At 56.1% G+C, this 18,082-nt stretch carries 17 protein-coding genes; 15 read left to right on the plus strand and 2 right to left on the minus strand.

Annotation, left to right across the window (positions count from 1 at the left end):
- Window positions 1-3: 3 nt before the first annotated feature.
- Window positions 4-585, minus strand: a complete 582-nt coding sequence (locus tag RTE01_RS00610) for a flavin reductase family protein (protein ID WP_134525834.1) — start codon at window positions 583-585, stop codon at window positions 4-6.
- 211 nt (window positions 586-796) lie between these two features.
- Between RTE01_RS00610 and RTE01_RS00615 the strand changes: the two genes are divergently transcribed.
- The 4 genes from RTE01_RS00615 to nhoA all read left to right on the plus strand — a co-directional run bounded on the left by RTE01_RS00615 (window position 797) and on the right by nhoA (window position 5,095).
- Complete coding sequence (locus tag RTE01_RS00615; protein WP_166793775.1) at window positions 797-1,501, plus strand: ABC transporter ATP-binding protein; 705 nt, start codon at window positions 797-799, stop codon at window positions 1,499-1,501.
- Window positions 1,498-2,466 carry an ABC transporter substrate-binding protein gene (locus tag RTE01_RS00620; protein ID WP_141334535.1) on the plus strand — a complete coding sequence of 323 codons (969 nt, stop codon included), beginning with the start codon at window positions 1,498-1,500 and terminating at the stop codon, window positions 2,464-2,466. Before RTE01_RS00615 ends, RTE01_RS00620 begins: the two co-directional genes overlap by 4 nt.
- 51 nt (window positions 2,467-2,517) lie before the next feature.
- Window positions 2,518-4,170 (plus strand): ABC transporter permease, encoded by a 1,653-nt coding sequence (locus RTE01_RS00625; protein ID WP_134525836.1) that lies wholly within the window; start codon window positions 2,518-2,520, stop codon window positions 4,168-4,170.
- 79 nt (window positions 4,171-4,249) lie between these two features.
- Window positions 4,250-5,095 carry an N-hydroxyarylamine O-acetyltransferase gene (nhoA, locus tag RTE01_RS00630; RefSeq protein WP_041145394.1) on the plus strand — a complete coding sequence of 282 codons (846 nt, stop codon included), beginning with the start codon at window positions 4,250-4,252 and terminating at the stop codon, window positions 5,093-5,095.
- A 38-nt stretch (window positions 5,096-5,133) separates the two neighbouring features.
- Here nhoA and RTE01_RS00635 read toward each other — a convergent pair whose 3' ends face one another.
- Window positions 5,134-6,063, minus strand: coding sequence for a LysR family transcriptional regulator (locus RTE01_RS00635; RefSeq protein WP_041145395.1), 930 nt, complete (start codon window positions 6,061-6,063; stop codon window positions 5,134-5,136).
- 155 nt (window positions 6,064-6,218) lie between these two features.
- Here RTE01_RS00635 and RTE01_RS00640 point away from each other — a divergent pair, with 155 nt between their 5' ends.
- From RTE01_RS00640 to acnB, 11 genes are all read left to right on the plus strand, one after another.
- The gene (locus RTE01_RS00640) at window positions 6,219-7,307 is read left to right on the plus strand and encodes a 4-oxalomesaconate tautomerase (protein ID WP_041145396.1); all 1,089 of its coding nucleotides are present in this window, start codon (window positions 6,219-6,221) and stop codon (window positions 7,305-7,307) included.
- Between the two features lie 41 nt (window positions 7,308-7,348).
- Window positions 7,349-8,623 (plus strand): MFS transporter, encoded by a 1,275-nt coding sequence (locus tag RTE01_RS00645; RefSeq protein ID WP_227503299.1) that lies wholly within the window; start codon window positions 7,349-7,351, stop codon window positions 8,621-8,623.
- A 69-nt stretch (window positions 8,624-8,692) separates the two neighbouring features.
- Window positions 8,693-9,556 carry a fumarylacetoacetate hydrolase family protein gene (locus RTE01_RS00650; RefSeq protein ID WP_134525838.1) on the plus strand — a complete coding sequence of 288 codons (864 nt, stop codon included), beginning with the start codon at window positions 8,693-8,695 and terminating at the stop codon, window positions 9,554-9,556.
- A 23-nt stretch (window positions 9,557-9,579) separates the two neighbouring features.
- On the plus strand, window positions 9,580-10,647 hold the full coding sequence (gene citC, locus RTE01_RS00655) for a [citrate (pro-3S)-lyase] ligase (protein WP_134525840.1): 1,068 nt from the start codon (window positions 9,580-9,582) through the stop codon (window positions 10,645-10,647).
- Window positions 10,648-10,673: 26 nt separating this feature from the next.
- The gene (gene citD, locus RTE01_RS00660) at window positions 10,674-10,964 is read left to right on the plus strand and encodes a citrate lyase acyl carrier protein (protein ID WP_041145400.1); all 291 of its coding nucleotides are present in this window, start codon (window positions 10,674-10,676) and stop codon (window positions 10,962-10,964) included.
- Complete coding sequence (citE, locus tag RTE01_RS00665; protein ID WP_115192841.1) at window positions 10,964-11,839, plus strand: citrate (pro-3S)-lyase subunit beta; 876 nt, start codon at window positions 10,964-10,966, stop codon at window positions 11,837-11,839. Before citD ends, citE begins: the two co-directional genes overlap by 1 nt.
- A gap of 20 nt (window positions 11,840-11,859) precedes the next feature.
- The gene (gene citF, locus RTE01_RS00670; RefSeq protein ID WP_141334537.1) at window positions 11,860-13,380 is read left to right on the plus strand and encodes a citrate lyase subunit alpha; all 1,521 of its coding nucleotides are present in this window, start codon (window positions 11,860-11,862) and stop codon (window positions 13,378-13,380) included.
- A 5-nt stretch (window positions 13,381-13,385) separates the two neighbouring features.
- Window positions 13,386-13,928: a citrate lyase holo-[acyl-carrier protein] synthase gene (gene citX, locus RTE01_RS00675; RefSeq protein ID WP_052474511.1), complete on the plus strand. Its 543-nt coding sequence runs from the start codon at window positions 13,386-13,388 to the stop codon at window positions 13,926-13,928.
- Window positions 13,900-14,775: a triphosphoribosyl-dephospho-CoA synthase CitG gene (citG, locus tag RTE01_RS00680; RefSeq protein ID WP_041145403.1), complete on the plus strand. Its 876-nt coding sequence runs from the start codon at window positions 13,900-13,902 to the stop codon at window positions 14,773-14,775. Before citX ends, citG begins: the two co-directional genes overlap by 29 nt.
- A gap of 21 nt (window positions 14,776-14,796) precedes the next feature.
- The gene (locus RTE01_RS00685; protein ID WP_041145404.1) at window positions 14,797-15,345 is read left to right on the plus strand and encodes an RBBP9/YdeN family alpha/beta hydrolase; all 549 of its coding nucleotides are present in this window, start codon (window positions 14,797-14,799) and stop codon (window positions 15,343-15,345) included.
- Between the two features lie 58 nt (window positions 15,346-15,403).
- The gene (gene acnB, locus RTE01_RS00690; RefSeq protein ID WP_141334538.1) at window positions 15,404-17,998 is read left to right on the plus strand and encodes a bifunctional aconitate hydratase 2/2-methylisocitrate dehydratase; all 2,595 of its coding nucleotides are present in this window, start codon (window positions 15,404-15,406) and stop codon (window positions 17,996-17,998) included.
- The last annotated feature ends 84 nt before the right edge of the window (window positions 17,999-18,082 follow it).

Consider the following 18,082-nt stretch of genomic DNA (forward strand, 5'->3'; position numbering starts at 1 on the left):
AGGCTACTCTTCCGGCGTGTTCGCCCGAACGTGGCGTCCGCTGGCGACAAAGTTGCCGGTGCCGAGATGATGCAGCGTATTGAGCTTATCATCGTCGAACTGCCAGCGTCCGGTGACGAAAACCCGCTCATCGGCGGCGGCGGAAACCACTTCGCCAAACAGGGTATCGTACTGCTCCTGAGCGGCGGTGGGTGGCAGCAGCCGACACTCCATCCACGCCAGACACTTCTCCTCAATCAGCGGCAGGCCAAGCTCCGGGCCGTTAACCACCGGAATGCCGTAGGCGTTGAACTTATTCTCGTCGCGCCCGCTGATGCTGCCGACCGCGTAGGTCCAGCTGGCGGCTGCCACGCCCGGCACCACGATGCCGAAGGTCCCGTTGCGCTCAATTATCTCCCGCGTCCAGGCGCTCTTATCGACCACGATGGCGACGCGGGGCGGCGCGAACTCCACCGGCATCGACCACGCGGCGGCCATCACGTTGCGGCGTCCGGATTGCGCGTCATAGCTGGTTATCATAATGGTGGGGCCGTGATTGAGCAGGCGACTGGCGTACTGAAGTTCGACGTGGCGAAAGCGGCTCATATGCGTTCCTTGGTAAATGGGTCTGATGCCAGACAACACGTTAAGCCGCAATGAAAATGTAATCAATACGTCATCCAGGCTCCCTATAGTTGGCGGCACTAAGTCCCAAAGAGGATAACAACATGTTAGCTCCCCTGTATTTATCGCAGGTGGGCGCGGCCCGGCGGTTTTTGACCGTCGGTAGAGTATCGCTTTCCCAACGGGGAGGGCGATAATGCGCGCGCTTACCGGCATCAAGCTTGATAGCGTCTCCTTCGCTTTCGGCGCCAATACCGTTCTCAATAATATCGATCTGCATATCGAAGCGGGCAGCATCGTCGCGCTGCTGGGGCCATCCGGCTGCGGCAAAAGCACGCTGCTGCGCCTGCTGGCCGGGCTCACCGTACCCGCCAGCGGCGAAATCCGCTTTGGCGACCGCCTGGTGGCGAAAGCCGGCTGGGGTATGGCCCCGGAGCAGCGCGATATCGGCATGGTTTTCCAGGATTACGCCCTGTGGCCGCACATGACCGTGGCGCAAAACATCGCTTTTCCGCTGCGCATGCGCGGCGTGCCTCGCGGTGAACGCCAGACGCGGGTCAACGCCGCGCTGGTGAGGGTCGGGCTGACCGGCTTTGCCGAGCGTAAACCCTCCGGCCTCTCCGGCGGCCAGCAGCAGCGCGTCGCGCTGGCGCGGGCAATCGTCGCCGAACCTCGCGTGCTGCTGTTTGACGAACCCCTCTCTAATCTTGACAGCGAGCTGCGTGAGTCGCTGTGCATCGAGATGAGCCGTCTGCTGCGCCAGCTTGGCATCACCGCCGTCTACGTCACCCACGACCGCCGCGAAGCAGAGCTGCTGGCTGACCGCATTGTGCATTTATCGGCGGGCAGCGTTGCTGCCGTCCGCATTGTTACTTCATCCTCAGGGGAACCCGCATGAAATCCGTTATGACCTTTAAGAAAGGAGCTGCGCTCGCGATGATGCTGTCGGCCACGATGATCTCCAGCGCCCACGCGCTAACCGTTTACACCGCCGGTCCCGGCACGCTGGCGAAAGGCCTCGCCAGCGGTTACGAAAAGAAAACCGGCGTTAAGGTCAATATCTTCCAGGCCACCACCGGCAAGGTGATGGCGCGGCTTGAGGCCGAGCAGGCCAACCCGCAGGCGGACGTGCTGATCTCCGCCTCGTGGGACACCGCGGAAGATTTGCACGCTCGCGGCTGGCTGCTGGCGTATCAAAGCGCCAACGCCGATAAGGTCCCGGCCAATCTGAAATCGGCTGATTACGTGGCGCAGGGCATTTCGGCGCTGGGGATCGTCTGGAACAGCAAAAGCGGCACGCCGGAACCGAAGGAGTGGCGTGACCTGACGGAAGCGGCGTTTAAGGATAAGGTGACCACCCCGGACCCGGCGCTGTCCGGCGCATCCCTGGATTTGCTGATCGGGCTGCAGAGTGGGATGGGCGATAAGGCCTGGGCGCTGTTCGATGCGTTGAAAAAGAACGGAATGGTGGTCAGCGGGCCGAATGCGCAGGCGGTGACGCCGGTGATGCAGGGCGCGAAAGCGGCGGTATTCGGCGCGGTGGACTACGTCTCTTACGGCAATATTAGCCAGGGCGAATCGCTGAAGGTGATTTTCCCGGCCAGCGGAACGGTGATTGCGCCGCGCCCGATGATGATCCTGAAAACTACTCCGCACGCTGACGATGCCAAAGCCTTTGTCGACTACGTCCTGTCGCCGGAAGGCCAGGCGATGGTGGCGGATGCCTGGCTGATGCCGGCGCGGTCCGACGTGCCGGCGAAGCGCCCGCTGCTTAACGAGCTGAAGGTTCTGCCGACCAGCGGCGACGGCAGCAGCGAACGCCGCGCGGTGCTGGCCCGCTTCAACACGCTCTTCGCGCAGTAATCTGCCTTCCCCTCGCCGCGGCGGGGGGACCCTCGCTTGCAGGAAAATACGGTGAATCAAAAACTCATTTCTGGCGCCACGCTAGCGGCGCTGCTGGTGCTGGTGGCGCTGCCGCTGTTTTTTATCGTCTTACAGGCGATATTTCCCCACTTCAGCGCCGGTTCGCTGTCCGGGGCGTTTAGCGGCGTCGCGACGCTGTTTGCCGATCCGCAGCTGCCGGCAATGCTCGGCGGCACCTTGTGGATCGCCGGCGGCGTGGCGCTGGTCAGCGTCGCCATCGGGCTCCCGCTCGGCGTGCTGCGCGGGCTGTTCAATCTGCCGCTGCCGCGCCTGTGGGACCTGCTGTTCTTAATTCCTTTTCTCACGCCGCCCTATATCGCCGCGCTGTCGTGGATGCTGGTATTGCAGAGCAACGGCTATCTGCAGCAGCTCACCGGCTGGGATCTCAACGATCTGCTGTTCAGCCGCAGCGGGATCGTGCTGGTGATGGCGCTGAATATTTTCCCGGTGGTCTATTTTGCCGTCTCCCGCAGCCTGCTGGCGAGCGGGCAGCGGCTGGCTATCGTGGCGCGCGTGCACGGCGCCAGCGCCTGGCGCGCCTTCTGGCATATCACCTTGCCGATGCTCTCTCCGGCGCTGGCGGCGGGCATGCTGCTGGCGTTTACCCTGGCGATTGAGGAGTACGGCGTTCCTGCGGCGCTGGGCTCCCGGGCGGGCGTGGTGATGCTGACCGTCGGAATCGAGAAGAAGCTCGCCGACTGGCCTATCGATCTCAACGGCGCGTCGCTGCTCTCGCTGCTGCTGATCGTCGTCGCGCTGCTGGCCTGGTGGCTGCAGCGCCGGCTGGTGGGGGATAAAGAAGTGACCAGCGTGACCGGCAAACCGGGCGAGAACAGCGGGGCGACGGCGGGCTGGTTTACCGTTCCGGCACTGCTGCTGATGGCGACGGTCGCCGGGCTGGCGGTGGTGCTGCCGGTGGCATCGACGGTGGTCACCAGCCTGATGGGCACACTGTCGGGCGGGATCGGCGCGGATAATTTTACCTTTAACCACTTTATTGCGCTGTTTAACCAGCAGGGCGATGCGCTTTCGGCGCTGGGGACCAGCCTTTCGCTGGCGCTGGCCTCGGCGCTGATTGTTGGCCTGCTGGGGCTGGTGGCGGCGTGGCTGGTGCTGATCCAAAAAATCCGCGGCAGCGCAATTATCGATGCGCTGTCGCTGATGCCGGCGGCGCTGCCCGGCGTGGTGGTCGGGGTGGGGCTGATTCTGTTGTGGAACCGCCCGTTCTGGCCGGTTTCGCCGTATAACAGCTGGTTTATGCTTCTGCTCTCCTACTGCTGCCTGCTGCTGCCGTGGCCGGTGCGCTACGTGGGCAGCGCCCTGCGCCAGCTTGGTAATAATCTGGAACCGGCGGCGAGGGTGCATGGCGCTTCGCCGCTGCAGGCGCTGCGCCTGATCGTCCTGCCGCTGGTGTTTCCGGCGCTGCTGGCGGCGATGCTGATGGTGTTTGCGGTCGCCTCGCGCGAGCTGGTGACCTCCCTGCTGCTGGCTCCGGCGGGCACCCAGACCGTGGCGGTGTTTATCTGGCGTCAGTTTGAGCAGGGTTCAGCGGGACAGGGGATGGCGATGGCGACGCTGACCCTGCTCACCGGCCTGACGCTGATGCTGAGCGCCCTGGCGCTGATGCAGCGCAGCGCGCGCTGAGCCGCTCGACCGCACAAAAATACCGGTGAGGCGGGAAAAATACGCTATAAATGACGCACACCGAATGCTGGAGACATTGATGAGCCCATTTTTACGCGCCTATTTTTCTCGTCTGGGCTGGACGGGAACCCCTGATGCGTCGATTAACACCCTGCGGACGCTGCATATCCACCACAACAGCGCGATCCCGTTTGAGAACCTCGACGTTCTGCTGCCGCGGGAGATCCATCTGGACGATCGGTCGCTGGAGGAGAAGCTGATTAACGCCCGCCGCGGCGGCTACTGCTTCGAGCAGAACGGCCTGCTCGAGCGGGCGTTGAGTGAAATTGGCTTCACGGTACGCAGCCTGCTGGGGCGCGTGGTGCTGGCGAATCCGCCGCAGATGCCGCCGCGAACCCACCGCCTGCTGCTGGTTGAGGCGGAGGGCGAGCGCTGGATTGCCGACGTCGGCTTCGGCGGGCAAACGCTGACGGCGCCCATCAGGCTGCTGGCTGACGTTGAGCAGCAGACCCCGCACGGGGTTTATCGCCTGCTGCACGAAGGCGAGCGCTGGACGCTGCAGTTCAGCCATCACGAGCACTGGCAGTCGATGTATCATTTCGATTTAGGCTGTCAGTTTGCCGCCGATTACGTGATGGGCAATTTCTGGTCCGCCCACTGGCCGCAGTCGCATTTTCGCCACCACCTGCTGCTGTGCCGCCACCTGGTTGACGGCGGGAAGATGACCTTAACCAACTTTCACTTCACCCACTGGGATAGCAGCCGGGTGGTGGAGAAGGTTGATTTACCCGACGTGGCGGCGCTGTATGAAACGCTGCAAACGCGATTTGGCCTCGGGGTGGAGGATCCGAAACACGGCTTTTCGCTGGCCGAACTGACGGCGGTAATGGCTGGCTTTGAAACGCATCCACAGGCGGGTAAATAGGGCATAAAGGGGCGTCGGCCCCTTTCTCCTGGCGGGGCTTAGAGCTGGCTAAACTTATTAATCCACGGACTGTTATCTTCGCCAGACCACAGCTGTACTAACATCTCTCTGAATTTCTCCGCCGCCGGGCTCAGCGGCGTTTCGCGACGCTGCACAAGCCCTAAGGTACGTCGAATGACGGGTTCAATCAGCGGGCGGCTGACCAGAACATGATGTTCATCAGTCGGCATTGCCAGGCTGGGAACCACCGATACGCCGAGGCCCGCCTCCACCATTCCCAGTGAAGTAGACAGGTGTCGGACCTCGTAAAACCAGTTAGGTTGCCAGGCCATTTTCTCGAAGGCCTGATCGATAAGCGACCGGTTACCGCTGGAGCGTCTGACGCCAATTAACTTCATTCCGGCAAGATCTTCCCACGTTACCAGCGGTTTTTGTGCCAGTTCATTGTCGCGCCGACAGGCCAGAACAAAAGGTTCATTGACCAACGGCGAAAAATCGATATTAGGATGTGTGATGTTTATCATATTTATGCCGAAATCTGCATCGCCATTTAACACCGCTTCGAGACAATCGCTGGCGCTGTGCTCAAGTATGCGAATACGGATGTTTGGATGGTCATTGTTATAATCTCGTATCACCGATGGCAGAAAATAGAACGCGGCGGTCGGGATACAGGAAACGGTAATAACCCCTGCCTGATGCGTCGCCATCTCTTTAATACTCAATATTGAGCTTTCATAAAAATCGATTAAATTCTTTGCCTTAGGCAAAAACTCTCTGCCCACCGCCGTTAATTTGACGCTCCGCGTCGAGCGTTCAAACAGCGCCGTTCCCAGGCTCTCTTCAAGCTTTTGGATTCTACGTGTTAATGCAGGTTGTGATATGTGAAGAAATTGAGATGCTTTTGTAAAGCATCCGATTTCTGCAATTTTTACAAAAGCTTGTATGCCCTGTAATTCATGTTGCATCTCAGCATCCCTTTCTCGTTTCTATTTCTCTACGGTAACTCACGCGCTATTTATGTGTAAAACGAATTAATGATGCTTTTTTTGACATTAGAGTTATCAACCCGAGTATGAAAACCTTATTGCGTTCCTGAGAAAAAGCGAAATGAGAAAAACACATGTTAAATATCCCTTGCGTATTAATGCGTGGCGGTACGTCAAAAGGCCCGGTTATTCTGGCCAGCGATCTGCCGTCTGAAAATGAAGAACGCGACGCCGTGTTACTGGCGTTAATGGGCGCAGGCCATGAGCTCGAAATTGACGGTATCGGTGGTGGAAGTCCGCAAACCAGCAAAGTGGCGATCGTCAGTCCTTCCGACAGTGCGGATGCCGACGTCGATTATCTGTTCGCGCAGGTCATGGTTAACGAGCGACGCGTCGACACCACGCCCAACTGCGGCAATATGCTTTGCGCGGTGGGGCCCTTTGCCATCGAAAAGGGGTTGGTTAAGGCGCAAAGTCCGGTGACGACGGTCCGCATCCGTAACCTGAATACCGGCACGCTGGTTGATGCAGAAGTTCAGACGCCTGATTATCGGGTGGTTTACGAAGGTGATACCCAAATCGACGGCGTACCGGGTGTTGCGGCACCGGTTGGTTTGACCTTCCTCAATTCTGCAGGCTCTAAAACAGGGAAGCTGCTCCCGACCGGCAGCGTGACGGACGTTTTTGAGGGTATCCCCGTTACGTGTATCGACATGGCCATGCCGATGGTGCTGATAGATGCGGCCCAGCTGGGAAAAACGGGTGGGGAGTCGCCGGCAGAACTGGATGCGGATACAACCTTCAAGGCGAAGCTTGAACGCCTGCGCTGTAGGGCGGGTGAGGCAATGGGGCTTGGCGATGTTTCATCGAAAGTGATTCCGAAACCCGTTCTGCTCAGCCGAGCGTGCAACGGAGGAACGCTTCAGGTTCGCTACTTTATGCCACACGTCTGCCATAAGTCGCTGGCCATTACCGGCTCGATTGGCATTTCAACCGCAACGCTGATTGAAGGGTCTGTTGCCCATACCCTTATCGCCGACCGGCCCAGAGATTTATTCACCAACATTATTGATATTGAACATCCCAGCGGAAAAATTTCGGTGTCATTGTTACGAGACGGAGACAAGATCGAAAATACTCGCGCAGCGGTTATACGCACGTCGCGAAAATTATTTGAAGGCGTCGTTTGCGTGCCGGAAAACGTTTTATCAGAAGCAATTTAAATAAAAACATCCTGACCTGAAAGGTTAGATAAAAAACCACTCTGTACCCAAATTATAATACTGAGGTTATTATGGCGTTAACGCATGCTAAAAATACCCTGAAAGACTCGGATTCCGTAAAGGCCAGTAGTCATATTCGTGTCATTCTGGCATTAGCCTTATCCGGGCTTGCTGAACTTGCTTCTCTTTTCTTTATTCAGCCACTGCTTCCTACGCTGGCGGTGGAATACAACGTTCCCGTCAGTCAGGTAAGTATTATTTTATCTGCTGAAACTGCACTGCTGGCTATTGGGCTGCTCTTTACCGGAACCTTATCCGACCACTATGGCAGAAAGCGATTAATTATTGTGTCGCTGCTGTTGGGCGGTGTTTTAACGCTGCTGTGCCCGCTGGTCGAATCCTGGGCGATGCTGGTGGCTCTGCGCGCGGTGATTGGTCTGGCGTTAAGCGGCATAGCCGCAGCGGCGACGGCGTATATCAGCGAAGAAGTTGCACCGGTGGCGGCGGGAATCGTCACGGGATATTTTGTCTTCGGTAACTCGATGGGGGGAATGTCAGGGCGTATTATTGCCAGCCAGCTGATCGATCATATCTCCATAAATACCATCTTCTACGGTTTTGCGGTGAGTCTTATTGTGGTTGCCATTCTGGTTAACTTTTTGCTGCCCGCATCCCGTAATTTCACGCCGACGCAAAATCTCAACGTGATGCGCATGGTGAAAGGTGCTGCATCACATTTTAAAAATAAAAATCTGGCGCTGGCTTTTGTTATTAGCTTTATTATCTTTGGCGCATTTACCTCACTTTATAACTACCTTGCTTTCTTCCTTAAAGGCGAACCTTTCCATATATCTCCAGCCAACGCGGGCCTGCTCTCCTTTAGCTTCGCGCTGAGCTTCTTTACTGCTCCACAGGCAGGGCGTTTATCGGCTAAATATGGCGCAATGAAAGTGCTGAGAGTGCTGTTCCTGATTATGGCTTTGGGGATGTTGCTGACGCTGACCGCGAATGTCGTCACCTTTATTGCGGGTGCCGTTATCTTCACCGGCTGCTTCTTCGGCTGCCACTCCATCGGCCTGAGCTGGGTCAGTAAAAATGCTACCCACTCAAGAGGCCAGGCAGTCGCGCTCTATTTATTCTTCTATTACATGGGCGGTTCGGTTGTCGGTTTTGTAAACGGTTTTGTCTTCCATTCAATGGGTTGGCAGGGGATGACGGGATTCATCCTGGCGTTACTCGGGGTCGGCGTTGTTGTGGCTACCTATCTGGCGTCCGGTACGAAACCGGCACTGGTACCCGCGCAGTCCGCTGAATAAAAGCTGGCAAGGTGTTCACGCTGTAAGGCGTGAACACGGTATGGGCACGAATATTAATCAGGTATCAACATGAAATTAGCGAGTTATATTCATCACGGCCGTAGAAGTTACGGAATAGCTATTGAGTCCGGCATTATCGATTTGGGTAATAGAATCGGTCATCAGTATGCAACCCTAAAAGATCTTCTTCAGTGGGATGCGCTTGAGGTTGCAAGGCAATATATCGATTGCCCTGCAGATATCCTTCTGGAAGACATTACCTTTTTACCCGTCATCGATGAACCCGGAAAGATTTTCTGCGTGGGCATGAATTACGCCGAAAAACGAAAAGAGTTCGCGGAGACGAATAGCGCGCCGACGCTGTTTATCCGATTCCCTGATTCGCAAACCGGACATGCCCGACCGGTGATCAAGCCTGTTCACTCCAGCGAGTTCGATTATGAGGGTGAACTGGCCGTCATTATTGGCAAACCAGGTTCCCAAATAACAATGAACAATGCGCTCGACCACGTCGCTGGCTACAGCTGCTATATGGACGGCTCGGTGCGCGACTGGCAGCACGCCTGGTTCACGGCCGGTAAAAACTGGAAACAGACCGGTGCCTTTGGGCCCTATATGACCACTGCAGATGAGATCCCCGATCCCCACGCCTTAACCATACATACCTGGCTTAACGGCAAGCTGGTCCAGGATGACTCCACCGGCAGCATGATCCACAAAGTGGCCGATCTTATCGCGTATATCAGCACTTTCACCTCACTGAGCGCTGGGGACGTCATTATTACGGGCTCACCGGGCGGCGTCGGTAAAAAACGCAATCCACCGCTCTTTATGCATGATGGCGATCGGGTTGAAGTGGAAATAGAAAATATCGGCCGCCTGATGAATACCATTGTGGAAGCTCAACCGCTGCAAGAATCGCGGGCTGTTTAATCGCGGTTCTCAGGAGAAATAAGATGTTCACCGCCAGAACGCCAGAATTTGAGGTCATTCAATCCGGCCAGGGGAATACCAGAGAGGAGATCGCCTGCTTTCTGGAGACAAATGGTTTAGGCATCGACGACGATATCGCCCAGTTTGTCATTGCGCGCTATCAGCGCAAGCTTATCGCCTGCGCCGGAATTGCCGGGAATACCTTAAAATGCATTGCTATCGATACCGAGTGGCGGGGGACTTCACTAAGCCTGACGTTACTGCATGAGGCAGAGCTTCAGGCGGCGCAAAACGGCGAACATCATCTCTTTCTTTTTACCTGTCCGGGAAATGTAAAATCGTTTCGCGGGTGCGGATTTTATCCGCTAGTGACGATCGTGAATCGAGCCGCGTTAATGGAGAACACGCCGATCGGTATTCACCGTTATTGCAGCCAGCTTCGCAGCCACCATTTGGTGCAGGGTAATAAGATCGGCAGCATTGTCATGAATGCTAATCCCTTTACCCTTGGGCACCAGTATTTAATTGAACACGCCGCGCGCGAGTGTGACTGGCTGCATGTTTTTGTGGTGCAGGAAGATGTTTCCGCCTTTTCTTTCAAAGAGCGGCTTGCGATGGTTCGCGACGGCTCGCGGCATCTGCACAATGTGACGGTTCATCCGGGCTCCGCCTATATTATTTCCCGCGGCACGTTCCCCGGCTATTTCCTGAAAGACAAACAGGTGATTGATAAAGTTTATGCCGCCATCGATTTAACCCTGTTCAGGAATTACATCGCCCCCGCGCTGAATATACGTCATCGCTTTGTAGGTACCGAACCATTCTGTCAGCTGACCGCGGGCTATAACCGTGCAATGCATCGCTGGCTGGAAGAGGAAACCGGCATCGCTGCCAGTATTCGGGTGCATGAAATAGCGAGAAAAACGGATGGCAATAACATCCCGGTCTCTGCGTCCGCCGTTCGACGTTTAATAAGTGAAAGAAATTTTTCTGCCGCCAGTCATATGGTGCCTGAAACAACACGCGTTTATCTGAATAGCGGAGTGCCGCATTCGTCTTGTTTAGCAGAACGATTGCCGGCAGAAGTTTAACCGCGTTATCACACAGGAAGAGTTATATGAAAATTGTGCAAGCCGCCATGGCGGGGACGCTGGAATCAAGCGACCTGATGGTGAAGGTGAGTCCCGTAGAGAGCGGGCTGGATGTGGTCATCCAAAGCGAAGTCTACAAGCAATTTGGCGACCGTATTACCGAGGTCGTTAATGAAACACTTGCAGCATTGAATATCCAGCAGGGGCTGATCGTTGTCGATGATAAAGGCGCATTGGACTGTGTGATCCGCGCGCGCATGCAGGCTGCGCTGCTCAGAGGAATGGCCCGGGAAGATATTGTATGGGAAACGTTATAATGAAGAAATTACGCCGCAGTATGTTATTTTTACCCGGTTCAAGCGCCGCAATGCTCTCAACCGCATTCATTTATAAACCAGACTCTATTATGTTCGATCTGGAAGATGCCGTTGCCCTGAAAGAAAAAGACAGCGCTCGTCTGCTGGTATTCCATGCCCTGCAGCATCCTATGTATAACGATATAGAAACCGTTGTCAGAATTAATCCGCTTAATACGCCTTTCGGCTTAAAGGATCTGGAAGCTGCCGTCCGGGCTGGCGTTGATGTTATTCGTTTACCTAAAACCGACACCCCTGAAGATATTCATCAGCTTGAACGTGAAATTGTGCGTATTGAAGAGAGTTGCGGACGTCCCGTGGGCTCAACAAAACTGATGGCGGCGATTGAATCCGCTGTAGGCGTTATTAATGCCGTTGCTATTGCGAAATCTTCCGCGCGGTTGATGGGCATTGCGCTGGCGGCATTTGATTACGTGATGGACATGCAGACCGAGCGAGGCGATGGGACGGAGCTGTTCTATGCCCGATGCGCGGTCTTACATGCCGCGCGGGGCGCGGGTATCGATGCCTTTGATGTGGTCTACGCCGACGTGAATGATGAGGCCGGTTTCCTCAAGGAAGTTGACCTGATCCGCAGAATGGGATTCAACGGTAAATCGCTGATTAACCCGCGACAAATTGAGATTCTCCATAACGCGTATGCCCCAACTCAGGAGGAGGTGGATTATGCAGAGCGCGTTATTGCAGCGGCAGAGGAAGGTGAACGTAACGGACTTGGGGTGATTTCGCTGAACGGCAAAATGATCGATGCGCCAATTATCAACCATGCCCGCGTTGTTATCGAACGCAGAAATGCGTCCGGCATTCGTCAGTAATAACCCTTACAGGAAAAATGATGACAAACCTCACTGAAACCCTGCATGACATTCCCGGTACCCGACGTGAATACGTTGCGTTCAGCGGCGCTAATGCCGCGACGCCTTATCTTTCTGACGCTCAGCAAAAATATCAGCGCAAACTGTTTGCCAGCGTCGACGATGTCCTGGCGCGCTGCGATCTTCATGACGGTATGACGGTCTCCTTCCACCACGCGTTTCGCGAGGGGGACAAGGTCATCAACTATGTTATCGATAAGCTGGCTGAACGCGGGCTTAAAGGACTCACGCTCGCCTCGAGTTCCTTAATGTCCTGTAATACGCCACTGATTGAACACATCCGAAACGGCGTCATCAGCAAAATCTACACATCAGGCATGCGTGGCGATCTCGCCGACGCGATATCACACGGTTTGATGGACGAGCCGGTACAAATCCACTCACACGGCGGGCGAGTCAACCTGATTCAACAGGGTGAGATTGCCATCGACGTCGCGTTTCTGGCGGTATCCTGCTGCGATGAATACGGCAACGCCAGCGGCAACGGCGGGAAGTCGCAGTGCGGCTCGCTCGGGTATGCGATGGTCGATGCGAAATACGCCAAAAAAGTGGTCCTTCTCACCGAAACCCTCAAACCGTTCCCGAACCTGCCTGCGAGTATCGTCCAGGATCAGGTTGATTATGTTGTTCAGATAGAGAGCGTAGGGGATCCGGCAAAAATCAGCGTCGGCGCTGCCAGGGTCACCAGCAATCCGCGTGAGCTGATGATTGCGCGTTCGGCCGCTGACGTTATTGAACACTCGGGCTATTTCCGCAACGGCTTTTCCATTCAGACCGGTTCCGGCGCGGCGTCAACGGCCTGTACGCGCTTTATGGAAGCCCGCATGAGGAAGCACAACATTGTCGCCCGGTTTGCGCTGGGTGGCATCACCGGCAGCATTGTCGATCTGCATCAAAAAGGGCTAATTGAAAAAATCCTCGACACGCAAAGCTTTGACGGTGCAGCAGCTGCGTCAATGGCGGTCAATCCCGACCATGTGGAGATATCAACCAACGTCTATGCGAATCCGGCGGCAAAAGCGGCCTGCTGCGACAGGGTGGACGTGGTCATTCTCAGCGCCCTGGAAGTGGACACCCAGTTTAACGTGAATGTCCTGACCGGCTCCGATGGCGTCATGCGTGGCGCTTCCGGCGGGCATTGCGATGTGGCCGCAGCGGCCAATCTCACCATTGTGGTTGCGCCGCTGATCCGTAGCCGCATTCCTACCGTGGTGAGACGCGTTACAACGCTGGTGACGCCAGGCGAAAGTATTGACGTTCTGGTGACCGATCACGGCATTGCCGTCAATCCGGCCCGTCCGGAGATCCGCGAGCGTCTGATGGCTGCGGGCCTGGCCGTTGTCGATATCGACGCGTTGCATCAAAAAGCGTTGCTTATTTCGGGTGAGCCTAAGCCGGTTGAATTTACCTCGCGGATCGTCGGCGTGGTGCGCTATCGCGACGGCAGCGTGATTGATGTGGTCCGCCAGGTTAAGGAGTAATCAATATGATGGATAAGGCCTCTAACGCCATCGTCTCTCTGGAGCAAATCCTGACAGCCAGAGAGCAGCGGGCGAAACGGCAGCAGGCGTGGCTATTTCAGTCTGAGCATACCGTGGTTTCCGTCACGCTGGTCTGGCCCGGGGAACGCAAAGATACCGAGCTCGCCAGGCGAGTAATGGCCGTTGCGGATGAGACGCTCGGTGCCGTGTTCCAGCGGCATCACTGGCGCGTCTGTCGGCACCAGACGTTGCGGCCGGTGACAGGGCCTGAAGCCCTCTGGTCGGTGGCGGCACCGGCATGGATGATCAAGCACGTTACGGCGCATCTTGAAGATACCCATCGCCTGGGACGGCTTTGGGATATCGATATCATCTGCCCGAAGACGGGGCTGTTGAAAAGAGATGCCATCCAGCAGCCGATGCGCAGATGCTTTATCTGTCATGAACCTGCGCACGCGTGCTCCCGCGCGCGACGTCATTCGCAGGCCGAACTTACGCGCAGCATGGAGGCGTTAATCGATGACTATTTTGCCTGCCAGGCATCCTGAATGCGGTGTTCAGCGTTCCGTCGCTGAACTGGCGGCCGAAGCCATGTATCGGGAAATCACCTTAACGCCGAAACCGGGCCTGGTGGATCGCGACAATAGCGGCGCCCATCAGGACATGAACTTCACCGTGTTTATGGCCAGTATCGCGGCGGTTGCTCCCTGGTTTTCGTTGTTTTTTAACGTTGGCAAGGAGACCGCATCGCTTGGGGGAATGCAAACGCTGCGGGCAATCAGGCCGACGGGACTGGCGTGTGAACAGGCGATGTTTGCAGCTACAGGCGGAGTGAATACCCATAAAGGCGGGATCTTCTCCCTGGGGCTGCTGTGCGCCGCCGCAGGGCGTCTGAGCCAAAGGGATGAAGCTCTCACTCAGCGCAGCTTGTGCAATGAAACCCGTCTTATCTGTACCGGCATTGTCGAGCTGGAGCTGAAAAAATCGGGCGTCGCAAAAACGAAGGGCGAGCAGCTGTTCCAGACGTTTGGGTTCACCGGGGCGAGGGGGGAAGCGGCCAGCGGTTTTATGACCGCGCGCACCGCGGGTCTTCCCGTGCTGGAAAAATCGTTACGGCAGGGGGAACCTGAACGTGTGGCCTTGCTGAGAATGTTGCTTGGGCTGATGGCAGAAAATCCCGACACGAATCTTCTTTCGCGCGGTGGGATCGCCGGGTTGAATTATGTCCGACGCTACGCCAGACGATTATTAAACATTAAAAATCTGACGTCAGAAAAATTAGATAAAGCATTAACCAGAATGAATTCGGAATGCGTCAAAAGAAATTTAAGCCCCGGCGGTAGCGCAGATCTTCTTGCCGTTGGGTGGTTATTGTCGAAATTCCCACGCGAATAATAGCGAAATAAGGAAAACGTCATGATTGAACAGCGCCTGCAGCAGCTCAGCGATCGTTACACACTGATTCTGGTACCGGGCCTGAGAGACAGCGATGAATATCACTGGCAGAGCTGCTGGGAGCGACGTTTACCTGTCTGGAAACGCATACAGCAGAAAAACTGGTTAGCGCCCGATATTGAAAATTGGGTGTCGGCCATCAGGCGAGAACTTGCGGTTTCCCGGCTGCCTGCGGTCCTCGTTGGACACAGCTTTGGTGCCCTCGCGTCCTGCAGGCTCTTACAAACGCAGCAGGTCAACGTGGCCGGGCTCGTTATGGTGGCGCCGGCAGAACCGGCTTTCTTTGGGCTGGAGGAGGCTATCCAGCCGACGACGCTATCCGTTCCCTGCATCCTGTTCGCGAGTAAAAACGATCCCCTGATGCCTTTTTCCCGAGCCCAGTACTGGGCCACATGCTGGGGCGGTCATTTAATCGATATCGGCGAAGCCGGGCATATTAATTCGGAGTCTGGTTACGGGGAATGGCAATACGGACTCGAACGACTTACGGAATTCTGCGAACAACTTTAACGACATTTACCTATTTACGATTAACTCTCAGGCAGCTTTGTCCTGAACAGGAGAGCATATGTTAGATGATTACAATCAGCACGTGACGCTGCGTGCAAACGAGGGGATTCCGGCAAAACCGTTAACGGCTGAACAAACGCAGGCGGTCGTTAATGCATTAATCGATAACGCGTCCGAACACCATCAGGCATTCATTGATTTATTAACCCGCTGCGTGCCGCCCGGGGTTGATCCTGCGGCAAAAGTTAAAGCCGATTTTCTGTTTAAGGTCGCGCGTGGGGAGCACAGCATCAGCGGGCTTTCACCCGAAGAGGCCACCACGCTGCTGGGCACAATGCAGGGTGGCTACAACGTCAGGCCGCTGATTGAGCTGCTTGACCACCCCGTTCTGGCCCCGCTTGCCGCAATGCAGCTGTCTGCTACGCTTCTTATTTTTGAAAAATTCAGTCTGGTCGAATCCAAAGCGAAGAGCGGTAACGCCTGGGCTCAAAGGGTGCTCGAATCCTGGGCACGTGCCGAATGGTTTACGCGTCGGCCTGCGGTGCCAGAAAAGATCACGCTGAAAGTCTTTAAGGTCAGCGGGGAGACGAACACGGACGATCTCTCTCCGGCCCCCGTCGCCTGGTCGCGCCCGGATATTCCGCTGCATGCGCTTTCTATGCTCAGCAACGCCCGGGAAGGGGTAACCCCTGACGAGCCGGGCGTACGCGGTCCGTTGCGCCAGCTGGCAGAATTAAAAGAGGCGGGCTGGCCGCTGGTCTACGTTGGTGACGTCGTGGGAACGGGGTCATCGCGCAAATCTGCTACCAACTCCATCTTGTGGCATATCGGGAACGACATCCCTTTTGTCCCCAACAAACGTAATGGTGGCGTTGTGTTTGGCGGCAAAATCGCCCCTATCTTCTTCAATACCCTGGAGGATTCCGGCGCTTTGCCGATAGAACTGGATGTCTCCGCGCTGGCGACCGGAATGCTCATCGACCTGTATCCGTATCAGGGCGAAATTCGTGAGACGGAAAACCAGCATCTGGTAACGACATTCGCGCTTAAAACCGAGGTGTTACTGGATGAAGCGCGTGCAGGCGGGCGTATCCCGCTGATTATTGGACGCAGCCTGACGGCCAAAGCGCGGGAATCGCTGAAGCTGTCGCCATCGGAGGTCTTTCGCCAGCCTGGCACACCGGTGCCATCGCGCGCTGGCTTTACGCTGGCTCAAAAAATCGTGGGTAAAGCCTGCGGCGTTTCGGGGATCCGTCCGGGGCAGTACTGCGAACCGAAAATCAGCACCGTGGGTTCTCAGGACACCACCGGGGGGATGACGCGCGATGAGCTCACCGATCTTGCCTGCCTGACGTTTTCCGCCGATCTGGTGATGCAGTCTTTTTGCCACACCTCGGCGTATCCTAAGCCTGTTGATGTCCAGCTGCATGAAACCCTGCCGCAGTTCATCACCCGCCGTAAGGGCGTGGCGCTGAAGCCGGGCGACGGCATCATCCATTCGTGGCTCAACCGCATGCTGCTTCCTGACACGGTCGGCACCGGCGCGGATTCGCATACCCGCTTCCCGCTGGGGATTTCATTCCCGGGCGGCTCCGGGCTGGTGGCGTTTGCCGCGGCAACGGGCATTATGCCGCTGGATATGCCCGAGTCCGTACTGGTGCGATTTAGCGGTGATATGCAAAAAGGGATCACCTTGCGCGATCTGGTGCATGCCATTCCGCTCTATGCCAGGAAGCAGGGGCTGCTGACGGTGGAGAAGAAGAATAAACGCAATATTTTCTCCGGACGAATCCTTGAAATAGAAGGGCTGGAGACGCTAAGCGCGGAACAAGCGTTTGAGCTGGCCGATGCGTCCGCTGAACGTTCTGCCGCAGCGTGCGTGATGCGCCTGGCGGAAGAGAACGTTACGCAATACCTTCGCTCAAATGCGGCGCTGCTGCGCTGGATGGTCAAGCAGGGTTATGAGAACGCCGCCACGCTCGAAAAGCGCATTGCTGAGATCGAGGCGTGGCTGGCGAACCCGTCACTTCTGTCCGCCGATCCTGACGCTGAATATGCGGCCGTTATTGACATAGATCTTGCTGAAATCACCGAACCGGTCGTGTGTGCGCCGGACGATCCGGATGACGCCCGTCTGCTCTCAGAGGTGGCCTGTACGCCAGTTGACGAAGTTTTCATTGGCTCCTGCATGACCAATATTGGCCATTTCCGCGCGGCAGGGAAAATTATGGCGGATGCGAAAGAAACTCAGGCGCGTCTGTGGCTGGCGCCGCCGACCAAAATGGATGCCCAACAGCTCTCCAGAGAGGGCTACTTTAACCAGTTTATTCAATCGGGTGCGAGAATCGAGCCAGCCGGCTGTTCCCTCTGCATGGGGAATCAGGCGAGGGTGCGGGAAGGGAGTCACGTAGTGTCAACCTCCACACGAAATTTCCCGCACCGTCTGGGCACGAATGCCAAAGTCTTCCTGGCATCGGCTGAGTTAAGTACCGTTGCGGCTATCCTGGGAAAAATGCCAACCGTTGACGAATATTTCAGCCATACCGTTAAACTTAGCGATGCAAATGAAAATATCTACCGCTATCTCAGTTTCGACACGCTTACTGAATATCAATCCGCCGGGGATGATAATATTCGAGTGGTTAATCTGTAGCGGTTATTTATTTTAGAATAATCATCTTTAGTCAGCGGAGGTTTCTCCGAAGAGAGGCCTTTGCTATTCAGGGAACATTTCTCA

Origin of the sequence: Klebsiella terrigena, assembly GCF_006539725.1 — a bacterium.
In the GTDB taxonomy this organism is placed as follows: Bacteria; Pseudomonadota; Gammaproteobacteria; order Enterobacterales; family Enterobacteriaceae; genus Klebsiella; species Klebsiella terrigena.